Here is a 26,566-nt window from a genome sequence, read left to right as displayed (position 1 = left end):
CCTGCCTCCGGCAAAGTGAAAGGAAAGGCGACCATGTCAGCGATTCCAATTCCGGCGAGCCAGCGCGCTGACAGACGCTGAACACATTATTTATACGCGCCAGTGCGTCTTTCGGATTCGGCTAAATCTGCACCGCCCCACAAATACGAACCACCCCGCACTTCGGACTCAGCTAAATCTGCGCGGGGCCGCCACAATTAGCGCCTCGCCGTCTTTCGGATTCGGCTAAATCTGCACCGCCGACCTTAAATATGCGCCGTCCCATCCTTCGAATTCGGCAAAATCCGCGCCGTCCGCTACAAATCGGCAGAACGGGCGCAAAACGTGGCCTGGCCGAAGCATCCAGGGGACACGGGGACATAGCAAATACCGTTGGCGCATAAGGTTATGTCGATCGGCGATTTCTTTCCAGGCGGATCGCGCCCGATAATGGGTGCCATGAACTTCTACCCCATTCCCCAAGCCCGCTCGCTGCGGTCCACGTTCGCGGCCCTGAGCGCCGCGCTGCTGCTGGCCGCCTGCGCCGCCCCAACGGCGTCGACCTCTTTTACAGCCGCTGATTCAGCCTCGCTCGATGCCGCAATTTCCGGACCGCAGCGCAGCGACAAGAACCGCGCGCGCGATGTGTACCGGCATCCGAAGGACACATTGCAATTCTTCGGAGTGAGGTCGTCGCAGACCGTGCTGGAGATCGCGCCCGGTGGTGGCTGGTACACGGAGATACTCGCACCCTATTTGCACGACCACGGCAAACTGTACGAGGCGCAATACGACAGCCCGGACGCGGCGTCGGCCGCAGAGGAGCAGGCTGGGCGGGCGTCGTTCGCGCGCAAGCTGGCGGCCACACCGGCTGTGTATGGCAACGTGGTGGTCGGCACGCTGCGAGCGGGCCAATTCAGCGGCTTTCCGGCCGACGGCAGCGTCGACCAGGTGCTGACCTTCCGCAATATCCACAACTGGATCAAGGACGGCCAGATCGACGCGAACCTGCGCGCCTTCTATACAGCGCTTAAACCGGGCGGCGTCCTCGGTGTCGAGGAACATCGCGCGGCGCCGGGCACTTCCCTGCAACAGATCATCGACACCGGTTATGTGGCCGAGGCCTATGTCATCGAACACGCGCATGCCGCAGGCTTCGAGTTGCTTGGCGAGAGCGAGGTGAACAGCAATCCGCGCGACACGAAAAACTATCCGCACGGCGTGTGGTCACTGCCGCCCACGTATGAAGGCCACGACGTCGATCGGGCGAAATACGCGGCGATTGGCGAGTCGGATCGCATGACCTTGCGTTTCGTGAAACCCAGGTGACGGATACGACGGGCCAGGGTTTCAGTACGTCCCCGCTGGGATAAACCCCTCCGAACGGCACGTTTTCTTGACGGGAAAGGCCGTCGCAGAAAGCTCGGCGCGGATTGCTTCGCCTCACCGCGCTTGACGCCGTCCTAATAATATGGTCCTATTGCGCACTATGTACCGCGCCCAGACCACTCTATCGCTACTACTAGCCCGCTCTACCGGGCTAGGTCTGCTGCTGCGCGCTTCCATCTGATACACCCGAAGCACCGCTGAATTCCCCAGTAACTGACCCAGCCCCGGTTTCCGACCGGCGGCCATGCTTTTGTTTTCGTCGTCCGGTCGACACCCAGGTTGATCGATCCCAAGGATGATGAAAATGTTGAAGAACCCTGCTACCAAATATCACTCGTTCAAACCCATCAATTTGACGGACCGCCAGTGGCCGTCGCGTGTCATCACACGCGCGCCGATCTGGATGAGTACCGATTTGCGTGACGGCAACCAGGCGCTGTTCGAGCCGATGAACGCGCAACGCAAGATGCGCATGTTCAAGACGCTGGTGCAGATCGGTTTCAAGGAAATCGAAGTCGCATTTCCGTCTGCCTCGCAGACCGACTTCAATTTCGTGCGTGAGCTGATCGAAGGCGGCCATATCCCCGACGACGTCACGATCGAAGTGTTGACGCAAGCTCGCGACGACCTGATCGAACGCACCTTCGAATCCTTGCGTGGCGCGCCGCGCGCTATCGTTCACCTGTACAACGCGACCGCGCCGGAATTCCGCCGCATCGTGTTCGGCCTCGAAAAGAGCGGCGTCAAAGAACTCGCGCAAAACGCCGCGCGTACGATGAAGCGTCTCGCCGACGCCACGCCGGAAACGCACTTCACGCTGCAATACAGCCCGGAAGTGTTCAGCGGCACCGAGCTCGAATTCGCCAAGGAAGTGTGCGACGCCGTGTTCGACATCTGGCAACCGACACCCGACCACAAAGCGATCGTCAACTTGCCCGCTACCGTCGAAATGGCTACGCCGAATGTGTACGCGGACCAGATCGAATGGATGCACCGCAATCTCGCGCGTCGCGATTCGTTGATCGTTTCGGTGCATCCGCATAATGATCGGGGCACGGCTGTGGCCGCCGCGGAACTGGCGGTGATGGCGGGAGCGGATCGTGTCGAAGGGTGTTTGTTCGGCAATGGCGAACGTACCGGCAATGTCGATCTCGTGACGCTTGCGCTGAATCTGTACACGCAGGGTGTCGATCCTGAACTCGACTTTTCGAATATCAATGAAGTGGCGCGGACCGCTGAGGAATGCACGCAGTTGCCGGTGCATCCGCGTCATCCGTATGTCGGCGATCTGGTGTTCACCGCTTTCTCCGGCTCGCATCAGGATGCCATCAAGAAGGGGTTTGCTGTGCAGAAACCGGATGCCGTCTGGGAAGTGCCTTATATGCCGATTGATCCGAGCGATCTCGGGCGGACTTATGATTCGGTCATTCGTGTGAATAGTCAGTCAGGCAAAGGTGGGATTGCTTATTTGCTCGAGCAGGGTTATGGGGTGGTTCTGCCGCGGCGCTTGCAGGTTGATTTTAGTTCTGCTGTGCAGCGGTTTACTGATTCTAGTGGACAGGAGGTCACGCCTGCGCAGATCTGGGAATTGTTCCAGCAGGAGTATGTGCAGAATGCTGCGCCGATTCATTATGTTGGGCATAGTTTGTCTGAATGCGATGGGCGTGAGCATATCAAGCTCACTGTTGAGATTCATGGCTCGCGGCGCGTTTTGAATGGTGAGGGGAATGGGCCGCTTGATGCTTTGATGCATGCTATTGGCGCGCCAGTGCGGATTCAGCACTATGAGGAACGGGCTTTGACTCAGGGTGCCGATGCTCGCGCTGTGGCTGTTGCTGAGATGGCTGGGACTGATGTGGCTGGGAGTGCGTTTGGGGTTGGTATTGACGCTAATCTGGTTACGGCTTCGATTCGGGCTGTTATTAGTGGGGTTAATCGGGCTTATGCGAGGGTTCATGCTGACGCGCAAGGGCGGTTTTTTGAAGTTGCTATGAGTGATGATGCGGAGCGGGTGGCTGTGTGAGGGGGGGTTTTTCTTGGCCTCTCCTTGATTTTGTAGTGGTCTATTAGCGTTGCCCCTGTGCGGGGCGGCACCTACTTTTCTTTGCCTGCCGCAAAGAAAAGCAACCGTATTGGAAGTCAAGCGGGAACCTGTTCCTGGGTGCTGGATTTTCAATGTGGTCGCCAGTTCGTACAGGCGAGCGCAAACCACGCGAGTGATCGCGTTCAGGCACCGCATCCAGGCAAGGCTATACCGCCGGTTAATCCGTCGATGGGCTCCAGGGTGTTGAGTTATGGACCATGGCGTTGAGCGTCACGATGAGCTTGCGGATGCACGCGGTCATGGCCACCTTGAAGGGTTTGCCGGCTTTGCGCAGACGGTCGTAGAAGGCCCTGATCACCGGGTTGAAGCGCAGCGCGGGAATGCAGGCCATATAAAGCGCGCGCCGCACGATGGCACGACCGCCCTGAATGCGCCGCTTGCCGGTGTGCCTGCCGCTGTCGGAATTGAACGGTGCGACACCGGTGAGCGCGGCGATCTCGCGGCGGTTCAGTGAACCGAGTTGCGGCATGAATGCGATCAGCGTGGCCGCCGCACCGGGACCGATGCCGGGCACCGAGCGCAGCAGGTCCTCCTTCTGGCACCACGCGGGCGAAGCGCGCATGAACGAATCGATGTCCTTGTCGGCGACGGTGAGCTGCTGCTTGAGCCATTTGATGTGGTCATTCAGGCTTTCCTTCGCCGCGGCGTGAGCGCGCTCCAGGCGGGCCTTTTCGGCCACGAGCATGTCGATGAGCTGGGCACGGCGCAGCAGGAGTGCCTGCAGCTGCTCGGTCTGCACATCGTTGAGCGGACGCACGACGGGTTTGATGACGGCGGCGAAATGGGCGATGACGAACGCGTCGATGCGATCGGTCTTCGCCCGTTTGCCGGTGGCTTTGGCAAAGTCGCGCACCTGTCGGGGATTGACCGCGACCGCGCGCAGGCCGGCCTGGCAGAGCGCCCTGAGCACGGCGAGTTCGAGCTTGCCGGTGGCCTCCATGACGATCAGGGTGGGGTTCAGCGCGATCAGACGCTGGACCAGCTGGTCGATGGCGGCGGTTTGATTGTCGACACTGAAATGTTCGGTCGTGTCGTGGATGGCAACGTCGAGCGTGCTACCGCTGACGTCGATGCCGATATAAAGGGACGAAGAGGTCTGGTTCATCACGGTACCCATACTTGCAGGAAAATACGAGCTCGGGGCTCAGTCAACTGTTCGGGTTAAGAGGATGAAAAGGACAGTCGCTCAGGCTTTTCTGCGGGCTCGAGGCACTGTAGGCAGACGAGCTGACTGTCCGTGTGGCGACAACTGATCGGGTCGGCGCCACGGAAGGGAATATACAAGTAGGCAAAAGAAAGCGGCTCACACCGCTAGCTCATAAGCGGGTCCCCCGCACAGTTTCGGTAGTGGTGCATCTGGAATCTGTGCTCTCGCACATTCGGCGCACGTGACAAGGCCGTCATACTTCCCGTCTCGCACTGCGTGCTCGCCGGAAGGGTCTGCTCGCAAACCAGTGGGTACATCCCCTACTCTCCCTCCAGGCCGCCCCGCTCCGCCCATGCGTCCGGCAAGCTGTGCGTCAGCGTCGATACGAAGCGCGCTGTCTCCGGTTCGCGCGGATTCATGAAAATGTCCCTTGATGGGCCCGCCTCGATCACCACGCCGTTGTTCAGAAACACCACGTCTCGCGCAATCGTTGCGGCCAGGCGCAAATCATGTGTCGCCATCAGCATCGTCATGCCTTCGATGGCAAGCTGCTTCAGGACTTCCACTACCTCCGCGGCCAGTCCCGGGTCCAGGGCCGAGGTGGGTTCGTCGCATAGCAACACCTCCGGTGAGGGGGCCAGCGCCCTCGCAATCGCTACGCGTTGCTGCTGGCCGCCAGAGAGCGTCGAGGGCCATGCGTCCGCTTTGTGCGCAATGCCGACTTTTTCAAGTAGTTCGTCCGCCCGGACCCGCGCCTTTTCCTTGTCCCACTTCAGGACGGTTATCAAGCCTTCCATCACGTTCTGACGTACCGTCAGATGCGGAAATAACTGGAAATTCTGGAACACCATGCCGGTGCGGCGGCGGATCGTCAGCACCGCCTCGCGCGATGGCTTGTGATCGCGACTGAATTCAAGGCGCTGGTCGCCAAGTTCAAGTGAGCCGGACTCAGGGATTTCCAGCAGATTCACGCAACGCAAAAGCGTACTCTTGCCGCTGCCGGACGGACCAACCAGCGCAGTGACATTACCCGATGCGAGTTGCAGGTCCACCGAACTCAGCACGCGATTCTCGCCGAAGTACTTGTCGATTTTTTCCAGTCGAATCATCAGTTGCCCGCCTGGAAAAGTGCGTGACGGCCGAACTTGCGCTCAAGCCGCACTTGCGCCGACGACAACACCGAACTGAACACGAGATAAACCAGTGCCGCCTCGGTATAGAGAATCAACGGTTCATATGTCACCGACGCAATCCGCTGTGCCGCCTGAAATACCTCCGGCACCGTCAGTACCGCGGCAAGCGAGGTGTCCTTCACCAATGCAATGAACGAATTCGACAGCGGCGGCAGCGCGACGCGCGCCGCCTGCGGCAAGATCGCGCGGCGCAACGCCTGTGAACGCGTCATTCCCATCGAATACGCCGCTTCCCACTGCCCCTTCGGTATCGACTCGATCACGCCGCGTATCACTTCCGAGTTATACGCGCCGACATTCAGCGAAAAACCGATAATCGCTGCCGTCAACGGATCGAGGACGATGCCGACATTCGGCAAGCCGTAGAAAATCACAAACAGTTGCACGAGTAGCGGCGAGCCGCGAAACAGCCATACGTAGAAACGCACGACCGCCACCGCCCATCTCGGCCCGAACAGCCGCACCAGCGCAACGATGAACGCCAGCGCAAGCCCGATCGCGAACGATATCAACGTGAGCGGCACGGTGAATACGAGCCCCGCATACAACAGGGGCCACAGCGACTGCGCCATCAAATGCAACCATGCCGGCATGATTCAGACTCGCAGGTGACGCTTATTGGGAAACGTCTTTACCGAAGTACTTCTGCGAGATCTTCGCGTAAGTGCCGTCTTTCTTGATGTCGGCGAGTGCCTTATTGATGGCTGCCTGCAACTCCGGGCTGCCCTTGCGGATCAGCACCGCGGATTTGTCGCTGCTGTCGGCCGACGTATCGAGCGTGGCGATCTTTACCTTCGCATCCGGCTTGTGCTTCTTGAAGTCGAGGAACGACAGCGAATCGTTCACGGTCGCGTCGACGCGGCCCGAAGTCAGCAGGTCGATCGATTCGTTGAAGCCCTGCACAGGAATCACTTCCGCGCCGTGCGCGGCCGCGATCTTGCCGAAGTTGCTGGTCAGCGTATTGGCCGACTTCTTGCCCTTCAGGTCGTCGAAGGTCTTGATCGTGGTGTTGTTCGAGGCCACGATCAGCGCCGCGTGCGAGGTGATGTACGGGTCCGAGAAATCGTATTTCGCTTTGCGTGCGTCGGTCACCGCGACTTCATTGATCACCGCGTCGTAGCGATTCACATCGAGACCGGCGATCAGACCGTCCCATTTGCCCTCGACGAATTGCGGCTTGACGCCCAGGCGCTGCGCGATCGCCGTGCCGATCTCGACGTCGAAGCCAGTCAGCTTGCCGGATTCATCGTGGTACGTGAACGGTGCATAGGTGCCTTCGGTGCCGATCTTGAACACACCCGCGGACTTGATCTGCGCGAGCTCGTCAGCAGCGAATGCGGGGCTCAGGGTCACCGCTTGCAGCAGCGCGATCAGTAGAATGGAACGAATCGACTTCATCAGGTGGCTCCTAAAGTTTGCTATGTCGGTTGCATGGTTTTGTGTGCGCCATTCCGCCGGCGCAAAGGCTCGGCAGAGTGGGCGGACTGTAGCAAACGGTCTGCGTTTTTACAAAGGATCAGGTTTCCGATCAATATGCGCATGCGTGCTAAGCGGACAGCCAAAGCATCTCATACAACGTTGAATCTGACTTTACAGCAGATATGACAGACGCGGCATGCATCGCACCATGGATCGCGTGCCGGGCGCCATCGGGGAAAACGCGGGAGGGTAGCGGGAGAGTGGCGCCGCGGCGAACGCGCGGCCTTGAAAAACGGGCGGCACTGCCAGGCCGCCCGTCCGATTGCAAACGGCTTATCGCTCCACCGGATGCGGCTCCTTGCGCTTATTGGCCACCCGGATCGCATCGAAGTAAGCCGGATTCGGCGGACGCTTCAGATAGCGCCCCGCGCCACGCTCAGCCCGCAGTTCGCCATCGGTCCACGCGAGCGCGCCGCGCGTGAGCGTATGCATCGCCACGCCCTGCACCGTCATTCCTTCGAACACATTAAAGTCGACTTTCTGATGGTGCGTCTTCACCGAAATCGTTTTGCTTGCCTTCGGATCCCACACCACCAGGTCGGCATCCGCGCCCACCTGTACCGCACCTTTACGCGGATACAGGTTAAAAATCTGCGCGGCGTTGGTCGACGTGATGCGCACGAATTCATTCGGCGTGAGACGGCCGGAATTCACGCCGTGATGCCAAAGCACCGCCATACGATCTTCGACGCCACCGCAGCCATTCGGGATCTTTGTGAAATCCTCGCGACCCATGGCCTTCTGCGACGCACAGAACACGCAGTGGTCGGTCGCGGTGGTGTGCAACTGACCTGCTTGCAGACCCCGCCACAATGCCTCGCGATGCTCCGCGGAGCGGAACGGCGGGCTCATCACGTGCGCCGCCGCGCGAGTCCAGTCGGGATCGCGATACACCGCTTCGTCGATCACCAGATGACCCGGCAGCACTTCGCCGAACACGCGAAGGCCTTCGCTACGGGCGCGCGCAATCGCGTCAACCGCATCTTTCGCGGACACGTGGACGATATACACCGGCACGCCCAGCACCTGGGCGATGCGGATCGCCCGATTGGCCGCCTCGCCCTCCACTTCCGGCGGCCGCGACAGCGGATGGGCCTCCGGACCCGTAAAGCCCTTTGCCAGCAACTGACGCTGCAACTGAAACACCAGTTCACCGTTTTCCGCATGCACGGTAGGCAGCGCGCCGAGTTCGAGTGAACGCGAGAAGCTGTTCACCAGCACTTCGTCATCCGCCATGATCGCGTTCTTGTAGGCCATGAAGTGCTTGAAGCTCGATACGCCATGTTCGTGCACCAGCGTGCCCATGTCGCGATAGACCGAATCGTCCCACCACGTCACCGCAACGTGAAAGCCATAGTCGGCCGAAGCCTTTTCGGCCCAGCCGCGCCACGCCTTGAAAGCCTCCATCAACGATTGCTTCGGACTCGGAATCACGAAGTCGATGATGCTGGTCGTGCCGCCGGACAAACCCGCGGCCGTGCCCGTATAAAAATCGTCGCTGGCCGTGGTGCCCATGAACGGCAATTCCATATGCGTGTGCGGATCGATGCCGCCGGGCATTACGTACTGCCCGCCCGCATCAACGATCGTGGCGCCCGCCGGCGCCTCCAGGTCCGCGCCGATCTGCAGGATCGTGCCGCCGTCCTGCGGGTCCGCGCACAAGATGTCCGCACGATACGTGTTCTCCGCGTCGATAATCGTGCCGCCGCGAATCAGGGTCGTCATGTTGCCGCCTCCTTATGAACTGCTGGTTTCGGTGCTACGTACTTCATTCTCTTCATGCGCGCGCTCATGGATGCGCTCATACGCTCATGCACTCGCCACGCGCGCGCTCGGTCCTTTGCTCAGCTTCATCCACGCGCTGTATACGATCGAGGCCAGCGCGAGTCCGACGAACCATGCATAGGTATAGAGCGTGTTGAAAATCGCCGGCACATTCGGGAACGATGCCGGAAACGCGGTATGCAGGAAGCCCGGCAGATTCGGCAGCACGCCGATCACGAGCGCCACCACCGCGCCGATATTCCAGCCGCCGGTGTAGCTGTACTCGCCATGCTCGTCGAACAGTTCCCGCGGGTCCAGCCGGGTGCCGCGAATCAGGAAATAGTCGACCATCAGAATGCCCGCCACCGGACCGAGCAAAGCCGAGTAACCGACCAGCCACGTGAAGATATAGCCCTGCGTGGTAGCGAGAATCTTCCACGGCATCATCACAATGGCGATGGTCGCGGTAATCATGCCGCCGACGCGATACGAAATGCCCTTCGGCCACAGGCTCGAAAAGTCATAAGCCGGGCCGACGAGATTCGCCGCGAGATTGCAGCACATCGTATCCAGCGTCAGGATGATCAACGCAAGGCCGACGCCAATGCCGGTCATGCGGCTCGTCAGGTCGATCGGATCCCAGATCGCCTTGCCGTAGATCACCACGGTCGCCGACGTCACCACCACGGAAATCACCGAGAGCAGCGCCATCGGAATCGGCAAACCCACCGACTGGCCGATGATCTGATCCCGCTGTGTTTTGGCAAAGCGTGTGAAGTCGGGGATGTTCAGCGCGAGCGTCGCCCAGAAGCCCACCATCGCCGTGAGGCCGGGCCAGAAGGTCGCCCAGAACATGCCCTCCTTCTTGCCGCCCGCGACGAATTGCGACGGTGCCGACAGCATCGAGCCGAGTCCGCCCGCTTTCGAGGTCGCCCACCACACCAGCGCGATACACATCACGATCTTGATCGGCGCGGACCAGCTTTCGAGCCAGCGAATCGAATCGGTGCCGTGCACGATGAAGTAGATCTGCAGCGCCCAGAACACGAGGAAACACGCGAGCTGCGCAAGCGAGATGTCGAGGAACGGCAAGGCCGCGCCGTGCAGCGCGTTGCCGGTCAGAATGTTCAGCAGCGTGTAGATCGCGCTGCCGCCAAGCCATGTCTGAATGCCGTACCAGCCACACGCGACGATCGCCCGCAACATGGCCGGCAATTTCGCGCCTTGCGTGCCGAAGGAAGAACGCACTAGCACCGCGTAGGGAATCCCGTGCTTCGCACCCGCGTGACCGATCAGCAGCATCGGCACCAGCACGATCAGATTGCCGAGCAGCACCGTTGCCACCGCCTGCCACGGCGACATGCCCTCCTCCGTCAAACCGGCCGCGAGCATGTACGACGCAATGTTCATCACCATCCCGACCCAGAGCGCGGCGAAGTGATACCACCTCCACGTGCGCTGTGCGACGCCGGTCGGCGCAAGGTCATCGTTATAAAGACTGCTGCCCTGCGCGCCGGCCGCAAAGTGCGGATCGACGGGTTGCGCTGTCTGCTTCATCGAAAGATCTCCACTGATCGTTGAGGCCTGCGCGGCTTCTGATGGCGCGTCAGGCCTTGAGGGAACATTACAGCTTCAGTACAAGCGCTTCGCTTCGCTTCGTTTCCTTTTCTACAGTCAGCTCGTGTTTCAGGCTGCCTTTGCTGCATGCTCATGCGCATGCGCAGGTTCGCTGGCTTCAGCCGCGTCTGACGTCACGCTTGCTCCGGCATTCACCCGTGCCGGGTTATTCGCATGCGTGGTCCAGTTCGCGTATTCACCGCTGTCCACCCGCTCCATCGTGATGCACTGCTCGACCGGACACACGTGCATGCACAGATTACAGCCGACACATTCGGAGTCCATCACTTCAAAATGCCGAACGCCATCTTTTTCTTTCATGATCGCCTGGTGAGCGGTGTCTTCGCAGGCGATATGGCACAGGCCGCACTGAATGCATTTGTCCTGATCGATGCGCGCCTTGATGTCGTATTTGAGGTTCAGGTACTTCCAGTCGGTGACGTTCGGCACGGCGCGGCCGCGAATGTCGTCGAGCGTCGCGTAGCCTTTTTCGTCCATCCAGTTCGAGAGGCCATCCGCGAGGTCGGAGACGATACGGAATCCATAGTGCATCGCCGCCGTGCAGACCTGTACGCTGCCCGCGCCCAGCACCATGAATTCGGCCGCATCGCGCCACGTCGAAATACCGCCAATGCCGGAGATCGGTAAATTCGGCGTTTCCACGTCGCGCGCAATTTCAGCCACCATGTTCAGCGCGATCGGCTTGACCGCCGGACCGCAATAGCCGCCGTGCGTGCCCTTGCCGTCGACCATCGGCAACGGCGACATGGCGTCGAGATCCACCGCGACGATCGAGTTGATGGTGTTGATCAGCGAGACGCCGTCCGCACCGCCTTTATAGGCGGCACGCGAACCGAGGCGGATGTCGCTGATATTCGGCGTGAGTTTGACGAGGCACGGCAGCTTCGTGCCTTCCTTGACCCAGCGCGTGACCATTTCCACATACTCGGGCACCTGCCCCACCGCGGCGCCCATGCCACGCTCGCTCATGCCGTGCGGGCAGCCGAAATTCAGTTCGACCGCATCGGCACCGGTGTCTTCGACGAGCGGCAAGATCCACTTCCAGTCGCGCTCGTTGCACGGCACCATCAGCGAGACGATCATCGCGCGGTCCGGCCAGTCGCGTTTGACCTGGGCGATTTCCTTAAGATTGACGTCGAGCGGACGGTCGGTGATCAGTTCGATGTTGTTCAGGCCCGCGATGCGCTGGCCGTTCCATTGCACCGCGCCATAGCGCGAGCTGACGTTCACTACATGCGGGTCGAGGCCCAGCGTCTTCCACACGACCCCGCCCCAGCCCGCTTCGAATGCGCGGTTCACGTTATAGGCTTTGTCAGTCGGCGGCGCGGAGGCGAGCCAGAAAGGATTCGGCGAGGTAATGCCGGCAATCGTACAGCGCAGATCGGCCATGTTCGGCTCCTTGGGGACTGCTGTTTTATCCTGGTGTGATGCGTGGCTTAAGTGGCTTGAATGGTCTCGGCGGCCTCAGCGGTATCACGCGGCTTTGACGGCGGTGCGCGCGAACTGAGCGTCAATCGCGGCGGCGGCAAGCTTGCCGTCCTGCACCGCTTGTACCGTCAGATCGATCCCGCCTGTCGCCGCGCAATCGCCCCCTGCCCATACGCCTGGCAGCGAGGTTTGTCCGTTTGCATCGACCGCGATGCGGCTCCCGTCGAGCGTCAACAATTCGCGCTCGACGCCCACAGGCACCAGCGTCTGCCCGATTGCCTTGAGCACCATGTCGGCTTCCACCACGAAGCGCTCCTGATTGCCATCGCCCGACGTGCGTTCGAATTCGACACCCGTGACCACGCCGCCTGCTCCGATCAAACGCATCGGCGTTGCGTGCGTGATGAGCGTGACGCCATTGGTCTGCGCGAAATCGCGCTCGGCCCACGTCGCGCTCATCGATTCGACGCCGCGTCGATACACCATCGTCACCGACGTCGCACCGAGCTTGCGGCTTTGTACGGCGGCATCCACTGCCGTATTGCCGCCGCCGATCACGACGACCCGGCGGCCCACCGACACCGTGCCGAAGTCACGCGCGGTGCGCACCTGTTCGATGAAATCCACGGCGTTCATCACGCCGCTCAGGTCCTCACCTTCCATCGCCAATGCGCGCACGCCCGTGAGACCGATCGCGAGGAACACCGCATCGTGCTGCTTGCGCAGCGCATCGAGGTCCACGTCACGCCCAAGCGCCACGCCATGTTTGATCTCGATGCCGCCGATCGAACACAGCCACTCCACTTCGCGCTGCGCAAAATCGTCGACGGTTTTATAGGCAGCGATACCGTACTCGTTCAGACCACCCGCTTTCGCGTGAGCGTCGTAAACGGTGACGTCATGGCCGGCTAGCGCGAGGCGGTGCGCGCAGGCGAGTCCAGCCGGTCCCGCGCCCACCACCGCGACATGGCGCCCCGTTTCAACGGCGCGTTTGAATAGCGGCTCAACGCGCGCCATCGCCCAATCGGTCGCATGACGTTGCAGCGCGCCGATCGCGACGGGCTTCGCATCCTGATGGTTGCGAACGCAAGCACCTTCGCACAGGATCTCGGTCGGACAAACCCGCGCGCACATACCGCCCAGCGGATTCGCCGACAGAATGTCGACCGCCGCGCCCTTCAGATTGCCGTTGCTGATCTTGCGAATGAAACTCGGAATATCAATCTGCGTCGGACACGCGTTCACGCACGGTGCGTCGTAACAGTAGTGACAACGGCTCGCCGCAGCGGCTGCGGCACTTGCGTCGAGCAACGGCGCGATATCGGAGAACTCGCACGAGAGTTGATCGGCCGATAGGCGCTGAGGCGCAATATCGCCGGTTTGCTTGATGGCCATACACGTTCCTTCTTCAATGTGAGGACGTAGCCGCTCCCACCGGCCGCGCTGGAGCGGAGCCGGGACGGCATGTTTTTATGGGCACTGCGGTGCGGCTGGTGAATCGTCCAAAACCGCGACCAATACCGCAACCGCTAAAGCGTTATGAAACCGGCTCGCACGCTCGTTCGAGCATGGCGTGCAACAACACGTTGGCGCCGGCTTCGATCCATTCGAAGGTGGCGTCCTCGATCTCGTTGTGACTGATCCCGTCCACGCACGGCACGAACACCATCGAGGTCGGCGCGACTTGCGACAGATAGCAGGCGTCATGTCCCGCACCGGACACCATGTTGCGATGCGGATAACCGAAGCGCTCGGCCGCGGCGCGTACGGACTTCACGCAGGCTTCGTTGAAAGCGACCGGCGCGTAGTAAAAAATCTGCTCGAGGTCGGTTTCCAGACCAATACCGTTCGCGATATCCGCCACGCCTTGACGCAACGCGGCATCCATCTTCGCGAGCACGGCATCATCCGGATGACGGAAATCGACGGTGAAGAACACGCGGCCCGGAATCACATTGCGTGAGTTCGGGTAGACCTGCATCATGCCGACCGTCGCGCAACCGAACGGCGCGTTATCCAGCCCGATGCGATTGACCAGATCGACCACGCGGGCCGCGCCGAGCAATGCATCGCGACGGCGCGGCATCGGTGTCGGACCCGCATGCGCCTCCTGGCCGGTCAACGTGATTTCGTACCAGCGCTGACCTTGCGCGTCGGTCACCACGCCAATGGTTTTTTGCTCGGCTTCGAGAATCGGCCCTTGCTCGATGTGCAATTCGAACGCGGCGTGCAACGGGCGGCCACCGCAAGGCAGATCGCCTGCATAGCCGATGCGCTTGAGTTCCTCGCCAATGGTCTTGCCGTCCACGTCCTTGCGCGAGAGGCCGTAGTCCAGTGTGAAAACACCGGCGAACACGCCTGAGGCGACCATTGCCGGCGCGAAGCGCGAGCCTTCCTCGTTGGTCCAGATCACCACTTCGACCGGATGTTCGGTCTCGATGCCGTGATCGTTCAGACTGCGGATCACTTCGAGTCCGCCGAGCACGCCGTAGATGCCGTCAAAGCGGCCGCCAGTCGGCTGCGAGTCCGCGTGCGAACCGGTCATGACCGGCAACGCATCGGGATTGCGTCCGGCGCGGCGCATGAATACATTGCCCATCCGGTCGACATTGACCGTACAACCCGCTTCCTTCGCCCAACTGACGATCAGGTCGCGCCCCGCTTTGTCGAGGTCGGTCAGCGCCAGCCGGCAGACGCCGCCTTTGGGCGTCGCGCCGATCTTCGCCATCGTCATCAGGCTGTCCCACAGCCGCTTGCCGTCGACCTTGATCGACGTGGCGGGTTCCGCGTGCCTCAGTGCTTCGGATACCGCATTCATTCGTCTCGCTCCTTTCGATGAACCGACATGAAACTGGTGCATGGGCGGCGGGTTTTGGGGCGTGGCCGCACGGCGGCGGTGCACATTCGATGCCTTCGATCGCCTCTTCGTCAGAGGGCAAACCCTGGGGCATCGCCCGCTCTCTCAATCCTGTCCAGTTGGACAGGTTGTAGACGATTAAGCCCGCCAAATCAATGCTTTTCGTACGGCGGGATACAGAGCGAGAAGCGTGCCATTGCACTGCAGCACGCGTTTTCCAACGGCTCCGAATGCGCGTGTTGATCCGCGCTCGAACGGCTAGAATGAAGCGCGACGCGGCACGCATGCCGATGAAGGCCAACATGAGAGACGACAACGTGGCTGCCGACATCACGGAAAACGACGAGACCAAGGACGAAACCCGCGCGCCTTTGCGGCGGCGCAAGGCGCACATTCGCGAGTCGAATGAAGCGCATTTATTGGCGTGTGCCGAAGCGGTGTTCGCGGAGCGAGGACTCGACGGAACCAGTACGGCGATGATCGCGGAGCGTGCAGGCTTACCGAAAGCTAACCTGCATTACTACTTCCCGACCAAGCTCGCGTTGTACCGGCGAGTGCTGGAAGACCTGTTCGAAGACTGGTACCGCGCAGCGGATACGTTCGAATGCAGCGACGATCCGGTCGAGGCGATTGGCGGCTACGTACGCGCGAAAATGGAATTGTCGCGCCGCCGGCCATTGGGCTCGAAGGTATGGGCAAGCGAGATCATTCACGGCGCTGAGCATATGGAGGACATTCTCATGGGGCGCGTGAAGCCGTGGCTGGATAGCCGGGTGAAGGTGATTGACGACTGGATCGCACGCGGGTTGTTAGCGCCGGTGAACGCGCAAACGCTGATGTACATGATCTGGGCAACCACCCAGCACTACGCCGACTTCGACGCGCAGATTCGCGCGCTTAGAGGCAAACGTGCGTTGACGCAGAAGGCGTTTGAGGCGACGACTGAGGAAGTCGTGCAGTTGGTGATTCGGGCGTGTGGGGCGGTGTCGCCGACACAGCACGAGGACGGCGCGGACCCGTCGAGGTAAAAAGCAAAAGCCCGGCTGCGCTTTTTAACCGCGACCGGGCCTTCGCACTATTGCGTGATGCCTGTCTCTCGATGCCTGGTGATTCAATACGTCTCCAGATGCAACCGCCCTTCCCGCTTCAGCTTCAACCACAGCCCATCCCAATCGAGCTGATGCTGCTCGCCGATTTCCCTGAGTGCCTGCAGCACACCGTCTTCCATCCCCTTCAACCCGCACACGTAGATATGCGTGTTGTCGTCCTTCAGCATATGCGCGACGTCGACCGCGCGCTCGCGCATCGCGTCCTGCACGTAGCGCTTGGGCTGACCCGGCGTGCGCGAAAATGCCAGATTCGTATCGATGAAATCTTTCGGCAGATTCGTGAGCGGCCCGAAGTACGGCAACTCTTCTTTCGTGCGCGCGCCGAAGAACAGCATCAGCTTGCCGGTCGCGCCTTTCAGACGACGCCGCCTGCGATACTCGGTCATCGCGCGCATTGGCGCCGAACCGGTGCCGGTGCAGATCATCAGCAGATGTGAGTTCGGATGATTCGGCATCAGGAACGTGCCGCCGAACGGCCCTATTACGTTGACCACGTCCCCCTTCTTCAGATCGCACAGATAATTCGAGCAGACTCCATCCAGCGCGTCGCCGTACTGCTGGGAAACGCGTTTCACGGTGAGAGAAACATTGTTATAGCCGGGCCGTTCACCATCGCGCGGGCTCGCTATCGAATACTGCCGCGCGTGATGCGTGCGACCGTCGGCAGTCGGTCCCGGCGGCAGGATGCCGATCGACTGGCCCTCCAGCACGGGAAAAGGCATCGAACCGAAATCGAGCACGATGTGATGGATGTCGCTATCCGTCGAGACGTCGGTGAGCCGGTAGTTGCCTACCACCGTCGCGGTGGTCGGCGCCTTGTGCGTATAAAGATTCACGTACGGTTTCGCAGCGGACCACGGCGGCACAATGGACCCGCGCACGGTATCGACTTCAATACCGCTTGCGTCCGCCGATGTATCGCCCGACGCCCCCGCCGCTGCTGCGGCATCTTCCGCCGCGGGCACCGCCATCGTGTTCTGCTCCGGCAGCACATCCCATTTGAACTGCTCGTCGATGGGATACGCATCGGCCTTCAACACCGTGCGCCAGTTATCGATCGCGCCGGTCGGACACGGCGGCACGCAAGCCATGCAGCCGTTGCAGACATCCGCCTTGACCACGTAATTGTTCTCGTCGTGCGTGATCGCATCGACCGGGCAAGTCTCTTCGCAGGTATTGCAGCGAATGCAGATTTCCGGATCGATCAGGTGCTGCCTGAGAACTTCGATCGATACTGGGCCGTTCATGACTTCCTCCACCCTATATTCGTGCGGATACGGTGCCGCACGCCACACGTTTTCAATCGCCGTACTCAGTTGAAGCGCACGTATTCGAAGTCGACCGGCTGACGATTCACGCCCATTGCCGGCGGCGCAATCCAGTTCGCAAACTTGCCGGGTTCGGTGACGCGGCCCATCAGCGAAGCGACATACGCGCGGTCTTCCGGCGTGGCGAGCCACTTCGCCTCATTGGCCGCCCATTCGGTCTCGCTGATCACACGGCCGTCCGGCGACACACGGGTACCCGCAAACGTGCCAATTTGCCGATTGAACGCTTTATGCGGCACCGTCATGCGGAAATCGATGCCGGCCTTTTCAAGCACCTTGTTCCAGCGGCCGACGCCCGCCACCGAATCTTTAATGTAGTCGTCGCGCAGCACTTCATTCATGGCGTTAAGCATCGGCACTTCACGCTCGACCAGTTTGCCGTCCTGCACGTCGAGCAGCTTGTAGCTTTGACCGTTCAGTTGATGATCGTCGTCGCGCTTGTTCTCTTCATAACGCCCCTTCAGGCCGGAGCTGTAGAACGTGGCCGCATTCGAGGAATGATCGGCGCCGAAGAGGTCGATCGTCACCGCGTAATGGAAGTTCAGATAACGCTGGATGGTCGGCAAATCGATCACGCCGGCCGCGCGAATCTTCGCGACGTCGTCCGTGCCCAGTTCGTTCATCACTTGCGCGGTACGCTGGATCACGCGCGACACGCCCGATTCGCCCACGAACATATGATGCGCTTCTTCAGTCAGCATGAACTTCGTGGTACGCGCAAGCGGATCGAAGCCCGACTCGGCGAGCGCCGACAACTGGAACTTACCGTCGCGATCGGTGAAGTAGGTGAACATGTAGAACGCGAGCCAGTCCGGCGTCTTCTCGTTGAAGGCGCCGAGAATGCGCGGATTGTCGTCGTCGCCCGAACGGCGGCCGAGCAGTGCTTCGGCTTCCTCACGTCCATCGCGGCCGAAGTAGCGATGCAGCAGATACACCATCGCCCACAGATGGCGGCCTTCTTCCACGTTCACCTGGAACAGGTTGCGCAGATCGTACATCGACGGCGCCGTCAAGCCAAGATGCCGTTGCTGCTCGACCGAAGCCGGCTCCGTATCGCCTTGCGTCACGATGATGCGGCGCAGATTCGCGCGATGCTCACCGGGCACGTCCTGCCACGCAGCCTCACCCTTGTGTTCGCCGAAATGGATCTTGCGGTCCTGCTCGCCAGGCGTGAGGAAAATGCCCCAGCGATAGTCCGGCATCTTGACGTGATCGAAATGCGCCCAGCCGCCCGCGTCGACGCTCACCGCCGTGCGCAGATACACGTCATAGCCATGCGAGCCTTCGGGGCCCATATCGCCCCACCACGACAGAAAATTCGGCTGCCATTGTTCGAGCGCGCGTTGCAAGGCGCGGTCGTCGGCGAGATTGACGTTGTTCGGAATCTTATCGCTGTAGTTGATCGTTGACATGGTCGGTTCCTTGGTCGGAATACAGAGCTTGCGGATGAGCGGCGCGTATCAGGCAGGCGGCGTTGCCTTCAGTTAAGTGGCGTCGCGTCGAACGGAATCAAACGCGCGAAACGTCGAATTGCGCCTTGCTGCCCTTGCCGTACACCTTGAGCGCGCCCTTCTCGCCCACTGCGTTCGGCCGGTTGAAGATCCAGTTCTGCCATGCGGTGAGACGCCCGAAAATACGTGTCTCCATCGTTTCAGGGCCATTGAAGCGCAGATTCGCTTCCAGACCGGTCAATGCATCCGGCGACATGGCCGCGCGTTCTTCGAGCGCGATGCGGATTTCGTCTGCCCAATCGATATCGTCGGGCGACGCGGTGACAAGGCCCAAACGTTCGGCTTCAACCGGCTTGATCGCCTGGCCGATCTTCGAACGCACCGCGTCGAGCGGTTCGGCCTCTTCATAGAAGCGGCGGGCGAGGCGCGATTGATGCGTGACCATCGGATAGAGACCGAAGTTGACTTCCGAGAGCGTGATCGCCGGTTCTTCGTCTTCGTTGCTCGGCAGTGCCGCCATATAGCTGCGGTCGCAGGCGAAGGCGAGTTCAGCGAAGGTGCCCGCAAAGCATGAGCCCGGTTCGATCAGCGCGAACAGCGAACGCGACGATACGTCGATACGCGCCAGCGTGCGGCGCAAGAGGCCGATGGTCTCGCGTACGAACCAATGATCCTCATGCTGCATCAGCGTGGCGTCGGCGGCGAGCAGGTTACGGGCGTCGCCTTCGGTCCTGAAGACCCAGGTGCCGACGTCGAGCTCGTTGGTGCGCATCGACAGAATCGCGTCGTCGAGTTCGCGGGCGAACTGCAGCGGCCACCAGCTCGTGCCGGCGGCAACGATCGCGTCGATCTCCGTGGGTTGTCCGGCTTGCGGGGCTTTCGCGGTGAAGGTGGCGATGCGCTTCGCACGATCGATCGTGATGTCGAGCGTTTTATAAGTCAGGCCGTCCTCGCGGTTGGTGCGTTCGATACGCGTCAACACGACGCCTTGCGCGTCCGCGGGACGATCGCTCTGTGCGGCGAGTTCGAGCGCGCGTGCCTGGATTGCCTGGTCGAACTGATTCGGCTTCACGACTTCATCCACGAGACGCCATGCTTTCGCTCGCTCACCGCGAACGCCTTCAACCACCGTACAGAAGATGTCCGCACGATCGTGCCGCACCTTGCGTTTGTCGGTGACGCGCGTCAGGCCGCCCGTGCCCGGCAGCACGCCCAGCAGCGGCACTTCCGGCAGCGACACCGACGACGAGCGGTCATCCACCAGATAGATTTCGTCGCAAGCGAGCGCGAGTTCATAACCGCCACCGGCGCACGCACCGTTCACGGCAGCGAGAAACTTCAGACCGGAATGACGCGACGAGTCTTCGAGACCGTTGCGTGTTTCGTTGGTGAACTTGCAGAAGTTGACCTTCCACGCATGCGTGGACAGGCCCAGCATGAAGATGTTCGCGCCCGAGCAGAACACGCGGTCCTTCAGGCTCGTCAGCACCACCGTTCTGACTTCGGGATGCTCGAAACGGATGCGCTGTATCGCGTCGTGCAGTTCGATGTCGACGCCAAGGTCGTATGAATTCAGCTTCAGCTTGTAGCCGTCACGGATGCCGCCGTCCTCGGCGATGTCGATGCCGAGGGTCGCGACGGGACCGTTGAAACTCAGCTTCCAATGCTTGTACTGCGAGGGATCGGTGCGATAGTCGACCGGCGCGATTGCGGTTTCTGCTGTGGACATGGGGCGTCTCCTGACTGGACGATGCAAACCTGTTTTTTGAACAATAGTGCATCGTCAAACCCATGTAAAGCACTTTAGTGCATGTTTGCTAGTAAACCCTGGCACCCCACTGCATTTCAGCCCATCCGTGCGTCGTCCGGCGATTCCGCCGCAAGCCTTGCGGCAAGCCGGTCACGCAGCTGCAAGTAGGCATCGGCCAAGGTTTTTTCGCTGGTGTCGAAGGTCATGTCGGCGCGGCCGTACAACTCGCTGCGCCCCGCGAGAATGCGCTTCAGGTCATCCATGGCTTCCTTGTTGCCGGACATCGGCCGCAGATCGCCTTGCGCGACGACACGGCGCATATGCTCTTCCGGCGTGGCCTGCAGCCAGACGGTGTAGCAGTGCGACAGCAGCGCGTTGAAGGTGCCCGACTCCGACACCAGGCCGCCCGGCGACGCAATCACGGCGCGCTCATGCTCCTGAATCACCGCCTCAAGCGCGCGGTGTTCATAACGCCGATAAGCGCTCGCGCCGTAGAGGGAATGAATCTCCGACGGCGGACAGCCGGCGAGCTGCTCGATCACCCGCGTCAACTCGACGAACGGCACCTTGCGCTCCTGCGCCAGCATCCGTCCCAAGGTCGACTTACCGGCCCCGCGCAGGCCGATCAGCGCGATCCGATCCTTGCGATGCGGGTCGCGCGGCGCTTGCGCGAACATCTCGGCAAGCGCTACGCGGGCGCGCTGCAACGCTGCCTGGTCGCGCCCCTGGAGCAGTTCGCGGATCAGCAGCCATTCAGCGGAGGCGGTGGTTTCGTCGCCGATCACCTCGGCCAACGGGCAGTTCAGCGTCGCCGCGATCTGCCGCAGCACCAGTACCGAAGCGTTACCGACACCCGATTCGAGGTTCGCCAGGTGGCGCTCCGACAAGCCGGTTTCCGTGGCCAGCGTCTTGCGCGTCATGCCGCGGCGGGCGCGCAGCAAGCGCACGCGATCGCCCATCGCCGTAAGAAAGGGATCGCGCTCAGAGCCACGCTCCGCCCCGCGCTCGGGTCCGCCGCCGGTCCCGCGGTCGGTCCGATCGGCGCGGCTTGCGTCCTCATCGGCAGGGTCGTCCACTGGGGCGGGAGAGTAATTTTGGTTCATGTTTAACTACCTATTAACTGCGTTACATGTACTATAGTGCTTGACAGACACCCTGTGAACGGTTAATTTTCGCCAAATATTGATCCAATAACAAACGCCGTCGAGATTTTTCGGCGGCGTCACGGAGATGGCGCGGCAACACGCATGAATTAACGTGCGTGCACCGCGCCGATCTGGAGGCTCGCATGTCCCCACCTGACTTCCAACGCCTGATTGCGGGCGTGACAGAGCAACTCGCCGGCCGGCCGCTCGACGCCGCGTTGGCCACGTGGCTCAACGATACTTATCCCGCGGATGGCGCGACCTTCCGCGCTCTGATGGAGGCCTGCCGCACGGGCGTGGCCGAAGGCTGGCTGTGCAACCGCGAAGGCGGCGGCATTCGCTATGGCCGGATCTTCAAGGCGCTGCCGGATACCCACGGCTTTTCCGTCGACGTGGTCGATATGAAGGATATTGCCGGTCCGCACCACGTTCACCCTAACGGCGAAATCGATCTGATCATGCCGCTTACTGCTGGCGCCACCTTCGACGGTCATCCGGCCGGCTGGTGCGTGTACGGCCCTGGTAGCGCGCACCGTCCCACCGTCGCGAACGGGCAGGCGCTGGTGCTGTATCTGCTGCCGCAAGGCGCGATCGACTTCACCGCCGCTCCATCTTCTGTCTGAGGCTCGCCATGACTGAACTATTGAAAAACTACGTTGCCGGCCAGTGGGTCGCGGGCGGCGGCGAAGGCGTGACGCTGACCGATCCGGTCACCGGTGAAGCGCTGGTGCGCGTGTCGAGCCAGGGTCTGGATCTCGCCCACGCATTTGGCTTCGCTCGCGAAGAAGGTGGCGCCGCCTTGCGTGAACTGACCTACGCGCAGCGCGCCGCCCGCCTCGCCGAGATCGTCAAGCTGCTTCAGGCCAGGCGCGACGACTACTACGCAATCGCTACGGCGAACTCGGGCACGACGCGCAACGATTCGGCGGTCGACATCGACGGTGGAATCTTCACGCTGTCGTACTACGCGAAACTCGGTGCGTCGCTCGGCGACGTGCATGCGCTGCGCGACGGTAACGCCGTATCGTTGAGCAAGGACCAATCGTTTAGCGTGCAGCACGTGCTGACGCCGACGCACGGCGTCGCGCTCTTCATCAACGCGTTCAATTTTCCGTCATGGGGCTTGTGGGAAAAAGCAGCGCCTGCATTGCTATCGGGCGTGCCCGTCATCATCAAGCCCGCCACGGCAACCGCATGGCTCACGCAACGTATGGTGGCCGATGTGGTCGACGCCGGCATTCTGCCGCCCGGCGCGTTATCGGTCATCTGCGGCAGTTCCGCAGGTCTGCTCGATCAGATTCAGGCATTCGACGTGGTGTCGTTCACCGGCTCCGCGGAAACCGCCGCAACATTGCGTGCGCATCCGGCATTCATTGAGCACGGCGCGCGTCTGAATGTAGAGGCCGACAGTCTCAACAGCGCCATCCTCTGTGCCGATGCGACACCCGGCACACCGGCCTTCGACCTGTTCATCAAAGAGCTCGTGCGGGAAATGACCGTGAAGTCCGGTCAGAAGTGCACCGCGATCCGGCGCGCGTTCGTGCCGGAAGCATCGCTCGAAGCAGTGCTCGACGCGCTCAAGGCAAAGCTCGCGAAGATTACCGTCGGCAATCCACGCAACGACACCGTGCGGATGGGCTCGCTCGTGAGCCGAGAACAATACGAGAACGTGCTGGCCGGCATTGCCGCGTTGCGCGAGGAAGCGGTGCTTGCATTCGACGGCTCCGCGGCCCCCCTTATCGATGCGGATGCAACGATTGCGGCGTGCGTCGCGCCCCATCTGTTCGTGGTCAACGACCCCGATAGCGCGACGCTGCTGCACGACGTCGAAGTGTTCGGACCGGTGGCAACCTTGGCGCCCTATCGTGTTGCCGCCGCAGCAAACGGCGGCCTCCCCGAAGCGCATGCCGTGGCACTCGCGCGACGCGGCCAGGGCTCGCTCGTCGCGTCGATCTACTCGAACGACGACGCGCATCTCGGCAGGCTCGCACTTGAACTCGCCGATTCGCATGGGCGCGTCCACGCGATCTCGCCATCAGTCCAGCAGAGTCAAACCGGCCACGGCAATGTGATGCCGATGTCGCTGCATGGCGGACCGGGGCGTGCGGGCGGCGGTGAAGAACTCGGCGGTCTGCGTGCACTGGGTTTCTATCACCGGCGCTCGGCCATCCAGGCATCTTCTGCTGCAATCGACGCACTCACGCAGACCACGCATTTGCCCACTGCGTAGCGGCACGAGACAAGCAATCAAGGCAAGCACTTGGCACGCAAGCATCGCGCGGATCACGAGCACATAACCGCCGGACCGCCCCACCCGATGGAGGAGACATATGGAAGCCCTGCTGGACACGGCTGCGAGTCAGCCCGCCGCGACGGTCGAGCCGCCGCCCGCGCTATTCAATTTCGCGGCCTACCTGTTTCGACTGAATGAATCCCGCGCCGGCAAGACCGCTTATATCGACGACACCGGCACCACCACTTACGGCGAACTCGAAGAACGGGCCCGGCGCTTCGCGAGCGCATTGCGCACACTCGGCGTGCATCCGGAAGAGCGCGTGCTGCTGGTCATGCTCGATACCATCGAACTGCCGATTGCCTTTCTCGGTGCGCTCTATGCGGGCGTCGTGCCAGTCGTCGCGAACACGCTGCTCACCGCTGCCGACTACGTGTACATGTTGACGCACAGCCACGCGCGCGCCGTGATCGCATCGGGCGCATTGCTGCCGAACGTCACGCAGGCGATGGATACGGCCGAACACGACGGTTGCCAGTTGATCGTCTCGCAGCCGCCCGAAAGCGAGCCTTTGATGGCGCCGCTACTCAAGGATCTGATCGACGCGGCCACGCCGGCCATCAAAGCGTCCACGACAGGTTGCGACGATATCGCATTCTGGCTGTATTCGTCGGGCTCGACCGGCAAACCAAAAGGCACGGTCCACACGCACGCGAATCTGTACTGGACCGCCGAGTTATACGCGAAGCCGATTCTCGGCATCGTCGAAAGCGATGTGGTTTTCTCGGCGGCCAAACTGTTTTTTGCGTATGGACTCGGCAACGGTCTGACGTTCCCGCTTTCAGTTGGCGCTACTGCCGTGCTGATGGCCGAGCGACCCACCGCTGACGCCATTTTTACGCGCCTTGTGAGGCATCGCCCGACCGTTTTCTATGGCGTGCCGACGCTGTACGCGAGCATGCTCGTGAGCCCTAACCTGCCCGCGCGCGCCGATGTTGCGATGCGCGTGTGCACGTCGGCGGGTGAAGCGCTACCGCGCGAAATCGGTGAGCGCTTTACAGCGCACTTCGGCTGCGAGATTCTCGACGGTATCGGCTCAACCGAAATGTTGCATATCTTCCTGTCGAATCGCACGGGGGAAGTTGAATACGGCACCACGGGACGCCCCGTGCCCGGCTACGAGGTCGAACTGCGCGACGAAGCCGGTCATGCCGTGCCCGACGGCGAAGTCGGCGATCTGTATATCAAAGGGCCGAGCGCGGCGTTGATGTACTGGAGCAATCGCGAGAAGTCGCGCGCGACATTCCTCGGCGAATGGATTCGCAGCGGCGATAAGTACTGTCGTCTGGCGAACGGCTGCTACGTGTACGCGGGCCGCAGCGACGACATGCTGAAAGTGAGCGGCCAGTATGTATCGCCCGTCGAAGTGGAAATGGTATTGGTACAGCACGATGCGGTGCTCGAAGCGGCGGTGGTCGGCGTGGATCACGGCGGCCTCGTGAAAACCCGCGCGTTCGTGGTGTTGAAGCGTGAATTCGCGCCCTCTGAGATACTCGTGGATGAGTTGAAGGCTTTCGTCAAGGAACGGCTCGCGCCGCACAAGTATCCGCGCGATATTCTATTCGTCGACGATTTGCCGAAAACCGCTACCGGTAAGATTCAACGCTTCAAACTGCGCGAACAGTCATAAGGTGATCCATGCAGAACCCCGCAACCGCAATCTCTAACAGCGACTTCGCAGAACTGCCCGCTACTGCATCGCATGGGCCATTGCGCATCGAATATCGTTGGGTGAATGAAGCGGCGGCTAATGCACCGATTGCCGTATTCCTGCATGAAGGACTCGGATCGATTGCGATGTGGCGCGACTGGCCGCAGTCCTTGTGCGAGCAACTCGGCATGCGTGGGCTCGTCTACTCACGGCCCGGTTATGGACTCTCCACTCCGCGCGAGCATGATGTCAAATGGCCGGTGGATTTCATGACCGCGCAAGCGCGCGACATCCTGCCTGCTTTGCTCGACGCACTCGATATCAATATGCAGGAACGCAAGCGCATGTGGCTGATCGGCCATAGCGACGGCGGCTCGATTACGCTGCTCTACGCAGCGCTGCATCCAGATGCATTGGCCGGCGCGGTAGCAATCGCACCGCACGTATTCGTCGAAAATATCTCGGTGGAAAGCATCGCGCAGACGAAACAGCTCTACGAAACAACCGACCTGCGCAGCAAGCTAAGCCGCTATCACGCCGACGTCGATTCCGCGTTCTATGGCTGGAACGATATCTGGTTGAATCCCGCGTTTAGAGAATGGCGCATCGTCGATGAGTTGGGCGCTATCAGGCAACCGCTGCTCGCAGTGCAAGGCCACGACGACAACTACGGCACGATGGCGCAGATCGACACGATTGGCGAGCGTGTGCCGCACGCGCAACTGGTGAAACTCGACGATTGTGGGCACTCGCCGCATCGCGATGCGCCGGTTGCGTTGAATGAGGCGATTGCGGCATTTATTTCGCGGCGGCGTTGAACATCGTTACGGCACGCCGGCGACGGTCACGAACCTCACCATG

General features: G+C 61.2%; 20 protein-coding genes. 7 read left to right on the top strand and 13 right to left on the bottom strand.

Annotated features, from left to right (window positions below; all coding sequences use genetic code 11):
- Nucleotides 1-429 precede the first annotated feature (429 nt).
- Together P0D84_RS06595 and leuA are read left to right on the top strand one after the other, a co-directional pair.
- Entirely contained in the window at nt 430-1,308 is an 879-nt protein-coding gene (locus P0D84_RS06595) for a class I SAM-dependent methyltransferase (protein WP_408333825.1), read from the top strand.
- A 364-nt stretch (nt 1,309-1,672) separates the two neighbouring features.
- The gene (gene leuA / locus P0D84_RS06590; protein ID WP_408333822.1) at nt 1,673-3,391 is read left to right on the top strand and encodes a 2-isopropylmalate synthase; all 1,719 of its coding nucleotides are present in this window, start codon (nt 1,673-1,675) and stop codon (nt 3,389-3,391) included.
- A 238-nt stretch (nt 3,392-3,629) separates the two neighbouring features.
- Here leuA and P0D84_RS06585 read toward each other — a convergent pair whose 3' ends face one another.
- From P0D84_RS06585 to P0D84_RS06545, 9 genes are all read right to left on the bottom strand, one after another.
- Entirely contained in the window at nt 3,630-4,577 is a 948-nt protein-coding gene (locus P0D84_RS06585) for an IS110 family RNA-guided transposase (RefSeq protein ID WP_408333819.1), read from the bottom strand.
- Between the two features lie 362 nt (nt 4,578-4,939).
- Nucleotides 4,940-5,728, bottom strand: coding sequence for an amino acid ABC transporter ATP-binding protein (locus P0D84_RS06580; RefSeq protein ID WP_408333816.1), 789 nt, complete (start codon nt 5,726-5,728; stop codon nt 4,940-4,942).
- Nucleotides 5,728-6,405: an amino acid ABC transporter permease gene (locus P0D84_RS06575; protein ID WP_408333813.1), complete on the bottom strand. Its 678-nt coding sequence runs from the start codon at nt 6,403-6,405 to the stop codon at nt 5,728-5,730. Before P0D84_RS06575 ends, P0D84_RS06580 begins: the two co-directional genes overlap by 1 nt.
- 22 nt (nt 6,406-6,427) lie before the next feature.
- Nucleotides 6,428-7,210 carry an amino acid ABC transporter substrate-binding protein gene (locus tag P0D84_RS06570; protein WP_408333810.1) on the bottom strand — a complete coding sequence of 261 codons (783 nt, stop codon included), beginning with the start codon at nt 7,208-7,210 and terminating at the stop codon, nt 6,428-6,430.
- A 354-nt stretch (nt 7,211-7,564) separates the two neighbouring features.
- Nucleotides 7,565-9,016, bottom strand: coding sequence for a dihydropyrimidinase (gene hydA, locus P0D84_RS06565; RefSeq protein WP_408333807.1), 1,452 nt, complete (start codon nt 9,014-9,016; stop codon nt 7,565-7,567).
- An 84-nt stretch (nt 9,017-9,100) separates the two neighbouring features.
- Nucleotides 9,101-10,612, bottom strand: coding sequence for an NCS1 family nucleobase:cation symporter-1 (locus P0D84_RS06560; RefSeq protein ID WP_408333803.1), 1,512 nt, complete (start codon nt 10,610-10,612; stop codon nt 9,101-9,103).
- A 129-nt stretch (nt 10,613-10,741) separates the two neighbouring features.
- Nucleotides 10,742-12,082, bottom strand: a complete 1,341-nt coding sequence (gene preA, locus P0D84_RS06555; RefSeq protein ID WP_408333800.1) for an NAD-dependent dihydropyrimidine dehydrogenase subunit PreA — start codon at nt 12,080-12,082, stop codon at nt 10,742-10,744.
- An 84-nt stretch (nt 12,083-12,166) separates the two neighbouring features.
- Nucleotides 12,167-13,516 (bottom strand): NAD(P)-dependent oxidoreductase, encoded by a 1,350-nt coding sequence (locus P0D84_RS06550; protein ID WP_408333797.1) that lies wholly within the window; start codon nt 13,514-13,516, stop codon nt 12,167-12,169.
- Between the two features lie 142 nt (nt 13,517-13,658).
- Complete coding sequence (locus P0D84_RS06545; protein WP_408333794.1) at nt 13,659-14,939, bottom strand: Zn-dependent hydrolase; 1,281 nt, start codon at nt 14,937-14,939, stop codon at nt 13,659-13,661.
- 302 nt (nt 14,940-15,241) lie between these two features.
- Between P0D84_RS06545 and P0D84_RS06540 the strand changes: the two genes are divergently transcribed.
- Entirely contained in the window at nt 15,242-16,006 is a 765-nt protein-coding gene (locus P0D84_RS06540) for a TetR/AcrR family transcriptional regulator (RefSeq protein ID WP_408333791.1), read from the top strand.
- Nucleotides 16,007-16,089: 83 nt separating this feature from the next.
- On the opposite strand, the gene boxA is transcribed toward P0D84_RS06540, so the two are convergent.
- From boxA to P0D84_RS06520, 4 genes are all read right to left on the bottom strand, one after another.
- Nucleotides 16,090-17,334: a benzoyl-CoA 2,3-epoxidase subunit BoxA gene (gene boxA / locus P0D84_RS06535; protein ID WP_408333788.1), complete on the bottom strand. Its 1,245-nt coding sequence runs from the start codon at nt 17,332-17,334 to the stop codon at nt 16,090-16,092.
- A 65-nt stretch (nt 17,335-17,399) separates the two neighbouring features.
- Nucleotides 17,400-18,827: a benzoyl-CoA 2,3-epoxidase subunit BoxB gene (gene boxB, locus P0D84_RS06530; protein WP_408333785.1), complete on the bottom strand. Its 1,428-nt coding sequence runs from the start codon at nt 18,825-18,827 to the stop codon at nt 17,400-17,402.
- A gap of 97 nt (nt 18,828-18,924) precedes the next feature.
- The gene (gene boxC / locus P0D84_RS06525) at nt 18,925-20,595 is read right to left on the bottom strand and encodes a 2,3-epoxybenzoyl-CoA dihydrolase (protein WP_408333782.1); all 1,671 of its coding nucleotides are present in this window, start codon (nt 20,593-20,595) and stop codon (nt 18,925-18,927) included.
- A gap of 116 nt (nt 20,596-20,711) precedes the next feature.
- The gene (locus P0D84_RS06520; protein WP_408333779.1) at nt 20,712-21,719 is read right to left on the bottom strand and encodes a helix-turn-helix transcriptional regulator; all 1,008 of its coding nucleotides are present in this window, start codon (nt 21,717-21,719) and stop codon (nt 20,712-20,714) included.
- A 185-nt stretch (nt 21,720-21,904) separates the two neighbouring features.
- Between P0D84_RS06520 and P0D84_RS06515 the strand changes: the two genes are divergently transcribed.
- From P0D84_RS06515 to P0D84_RS06500, 4 genes are all read left to right on the top strand, one after another.
- Entirely contained in the window at nt 21,905-22,384 is a 480-nt protein-coding gene (locus tag P0D84_RS06515) for a DUF4863 family protein (protein ID WP_408333776.1), read from the top strand.
- 8 nt (nt 22,385-22,392) lie between these two features.
- Nucleotides 22,393-23,991 (top strand): 3,4-dehydroadipyl-CoA semialdehyde dehydrogenase, encoded by a 1,599-nt coding sequence (locus tag P0D84_RS06510; protein ID WP_408333773.1) that lies wholly within the window; start codon nt 22,393-22,395, stop codon nt 23,989-23,991.
- A gap of 100 nt (nt 23,992-24,091) precedes the next feature.
- The gene (locus P0D84_RS06505) at nt 24,092-25,684 is read left to right on the top strand and encodes a benzoate-CoA ligase family protein (RefSeq protein ID WP_408333770.1); all 1,593 of its coding nucleotides are present in this window, start codon (nt 24,092-24,094) and stop codon (nt 25,682-25,684) included.
- 8 nt (nt 25,685-25,692) lie between these two features.
- The gene (locus P0D84_RS06500) at nt 25,693-26,523 is read left to right on the top strand and encodes an alpha/beta fold hydrolase (protein ID WP_408333767.1); all 831 of its coding nucleotides are present in this window, start codon (nt 25,693-25,695) and stop codon (nt 26,521-26,523) included.
- The last annotated feature ends 43 nt before the right edge of the window (nt 26,524-26,566 follow it).

Origin of the sequence: Paraburkholderia sp. RL17-337-BIB-A (assembly GCF_046025895.1) — a bacterium.
GTDB lineage: Bacteria > Pseudomonadota > Gammaproteobacteria > Burkholderiales > Burkholderiaceae > Paraburkholderia > Paraburkholderia fungorum_C.
This window is presented reverse-complemented; position numbering and strand designations above follow the sequence as displayed.

Coding starts and splice junctions, on each gene's coding strand:
- P0D84_RS06595 (WP_408333825.1), top strand. CDS start 430: ATGGGTGCCATGAACTTCTACCCCATTCCCCAAGCCCGCTCGCTGCGG.
- leuA (WP_408333822.1), top strand. CDS start 1,673: ATGTTGAAGAACCCTGCTACCAAATATCACTCGTTCAAACCCATCAAT.
- P0D84_RS06585 (WP_408333819.1), bottom strand. CDS start 4,577: ATGAACCAGACCTCTTCGTCCCTTTATATCGGCATCGACGTCAGCGGT.
- P0D84_RS06580 (WP_408333816.1), bottom strand. CDS start 5,728: ATGATTCGACTGGAAAAAATCGACAAGTACTTCGGCGAGAATCGCGTG.
- P0D84_RS06575 (WP_408333813.1), bottom strand. CDS start 6,405: ATGCCGGCATGGTTGCATTTGATGGCGCAGTCGCTGTGGCCCCTGTTG.
- P0D84_RS06570 (WP_408333810.1), bottom strand. CDS start 7,210: ATGAAGTCGATTCGTTCCATTCTACTGATCGCGCTGCTGCAAGCGGTG.
- hydA (WP_408333807.1), bottom strand. CDS start 9,016: ATGACGACCCTGATTCGCGGCGGCACGATTATCGACGCGGAGAACACG.
- P0D84_RS06560 (WP_408333803.1), bottom strand. CDS start 10,612: ATGAAGCAGACAGCGCAACCCGTCGATCCGCACTTTGCGGCCGGCGCG.
- preA (WP_408333800.1), bottom strand. CDS start 12,082: ATGGCCGATCTGCGCTGTACGATTGCCGGCATTACCTCGCCGAATCCT.
- P0D84_RS06550 (WP_408333797.1), bottom strand. CDS start 13,516: ATGGCCATCAAGCAAACCGGCGATATTGCGCCTCAGCGCCTATCGGCC.
- P0D84_RS06545 (WP_408333794.1), bottom strand. CDS start 14,939: ATGAATGCGGTATCCGAAGCACTGAGGCACGCGGAACCCGCCACGTCG.
- P0D84_RS06540 (WP_408333791.1), top strand. CDS start 15,242: ATGAAGCGCGACGCGGCACGCATGCCGATGAAGGCCAACATGAGAGAC.
- boxA (WP_408333788.1), bottom strand. CDS start 17,334: ATGAACGGCCCAGTATCGATCGAAGTTCTCAGGCAGCACCTGATCGAT.
- boxB (WP_408333785.1), bottom strand. CDS start 18,827: ATGTCAACGATCAACTACAGCGATAAGATTCCGAACAACGTCAATCTC.
- boxC (WP_408333782.1), bottom strand. CDS start 20,595: ATGTCCACAGCAGAAACCGCAATCGCGCCGGTCGACTATCGCACCGAT.
- P0D84_RS06520 (WP_408333779.1), bottom strand. CDS start 21,719: ATGAACCAAAATTACTCTCCCGCCCCAGTGGACGACCCTGCCGATGAG.
- P0D84_RS06515 (WP_408333776.1), top strand. CDS start 21,905: ATGTCCCCACCTGACTTCCAACGCCTGATTGCGGGCGTGACAGAGCAA.
- P0D84_RS06510 (WP_408333773.1), top strand. CDS start 22,393: ATGACTGAACTATTGAAAAACTACGTTGCCGGCCAGTGGGTCGCGGGC.
- P0D84_RS06505 (WP_408333770.1), top strand. CDS start 24,092: ATGGAAGCCCTGCTGGACACGGCTGCGAGTCAGCCCGCCGCGACGGTC.
- P0D84_RS06500 (WP_408333767.1), top strand. CDS start 25,693: ATGCAGAACCCCGCAACCGCAATCTCTAACAGCGACTTCGCAGAACTG.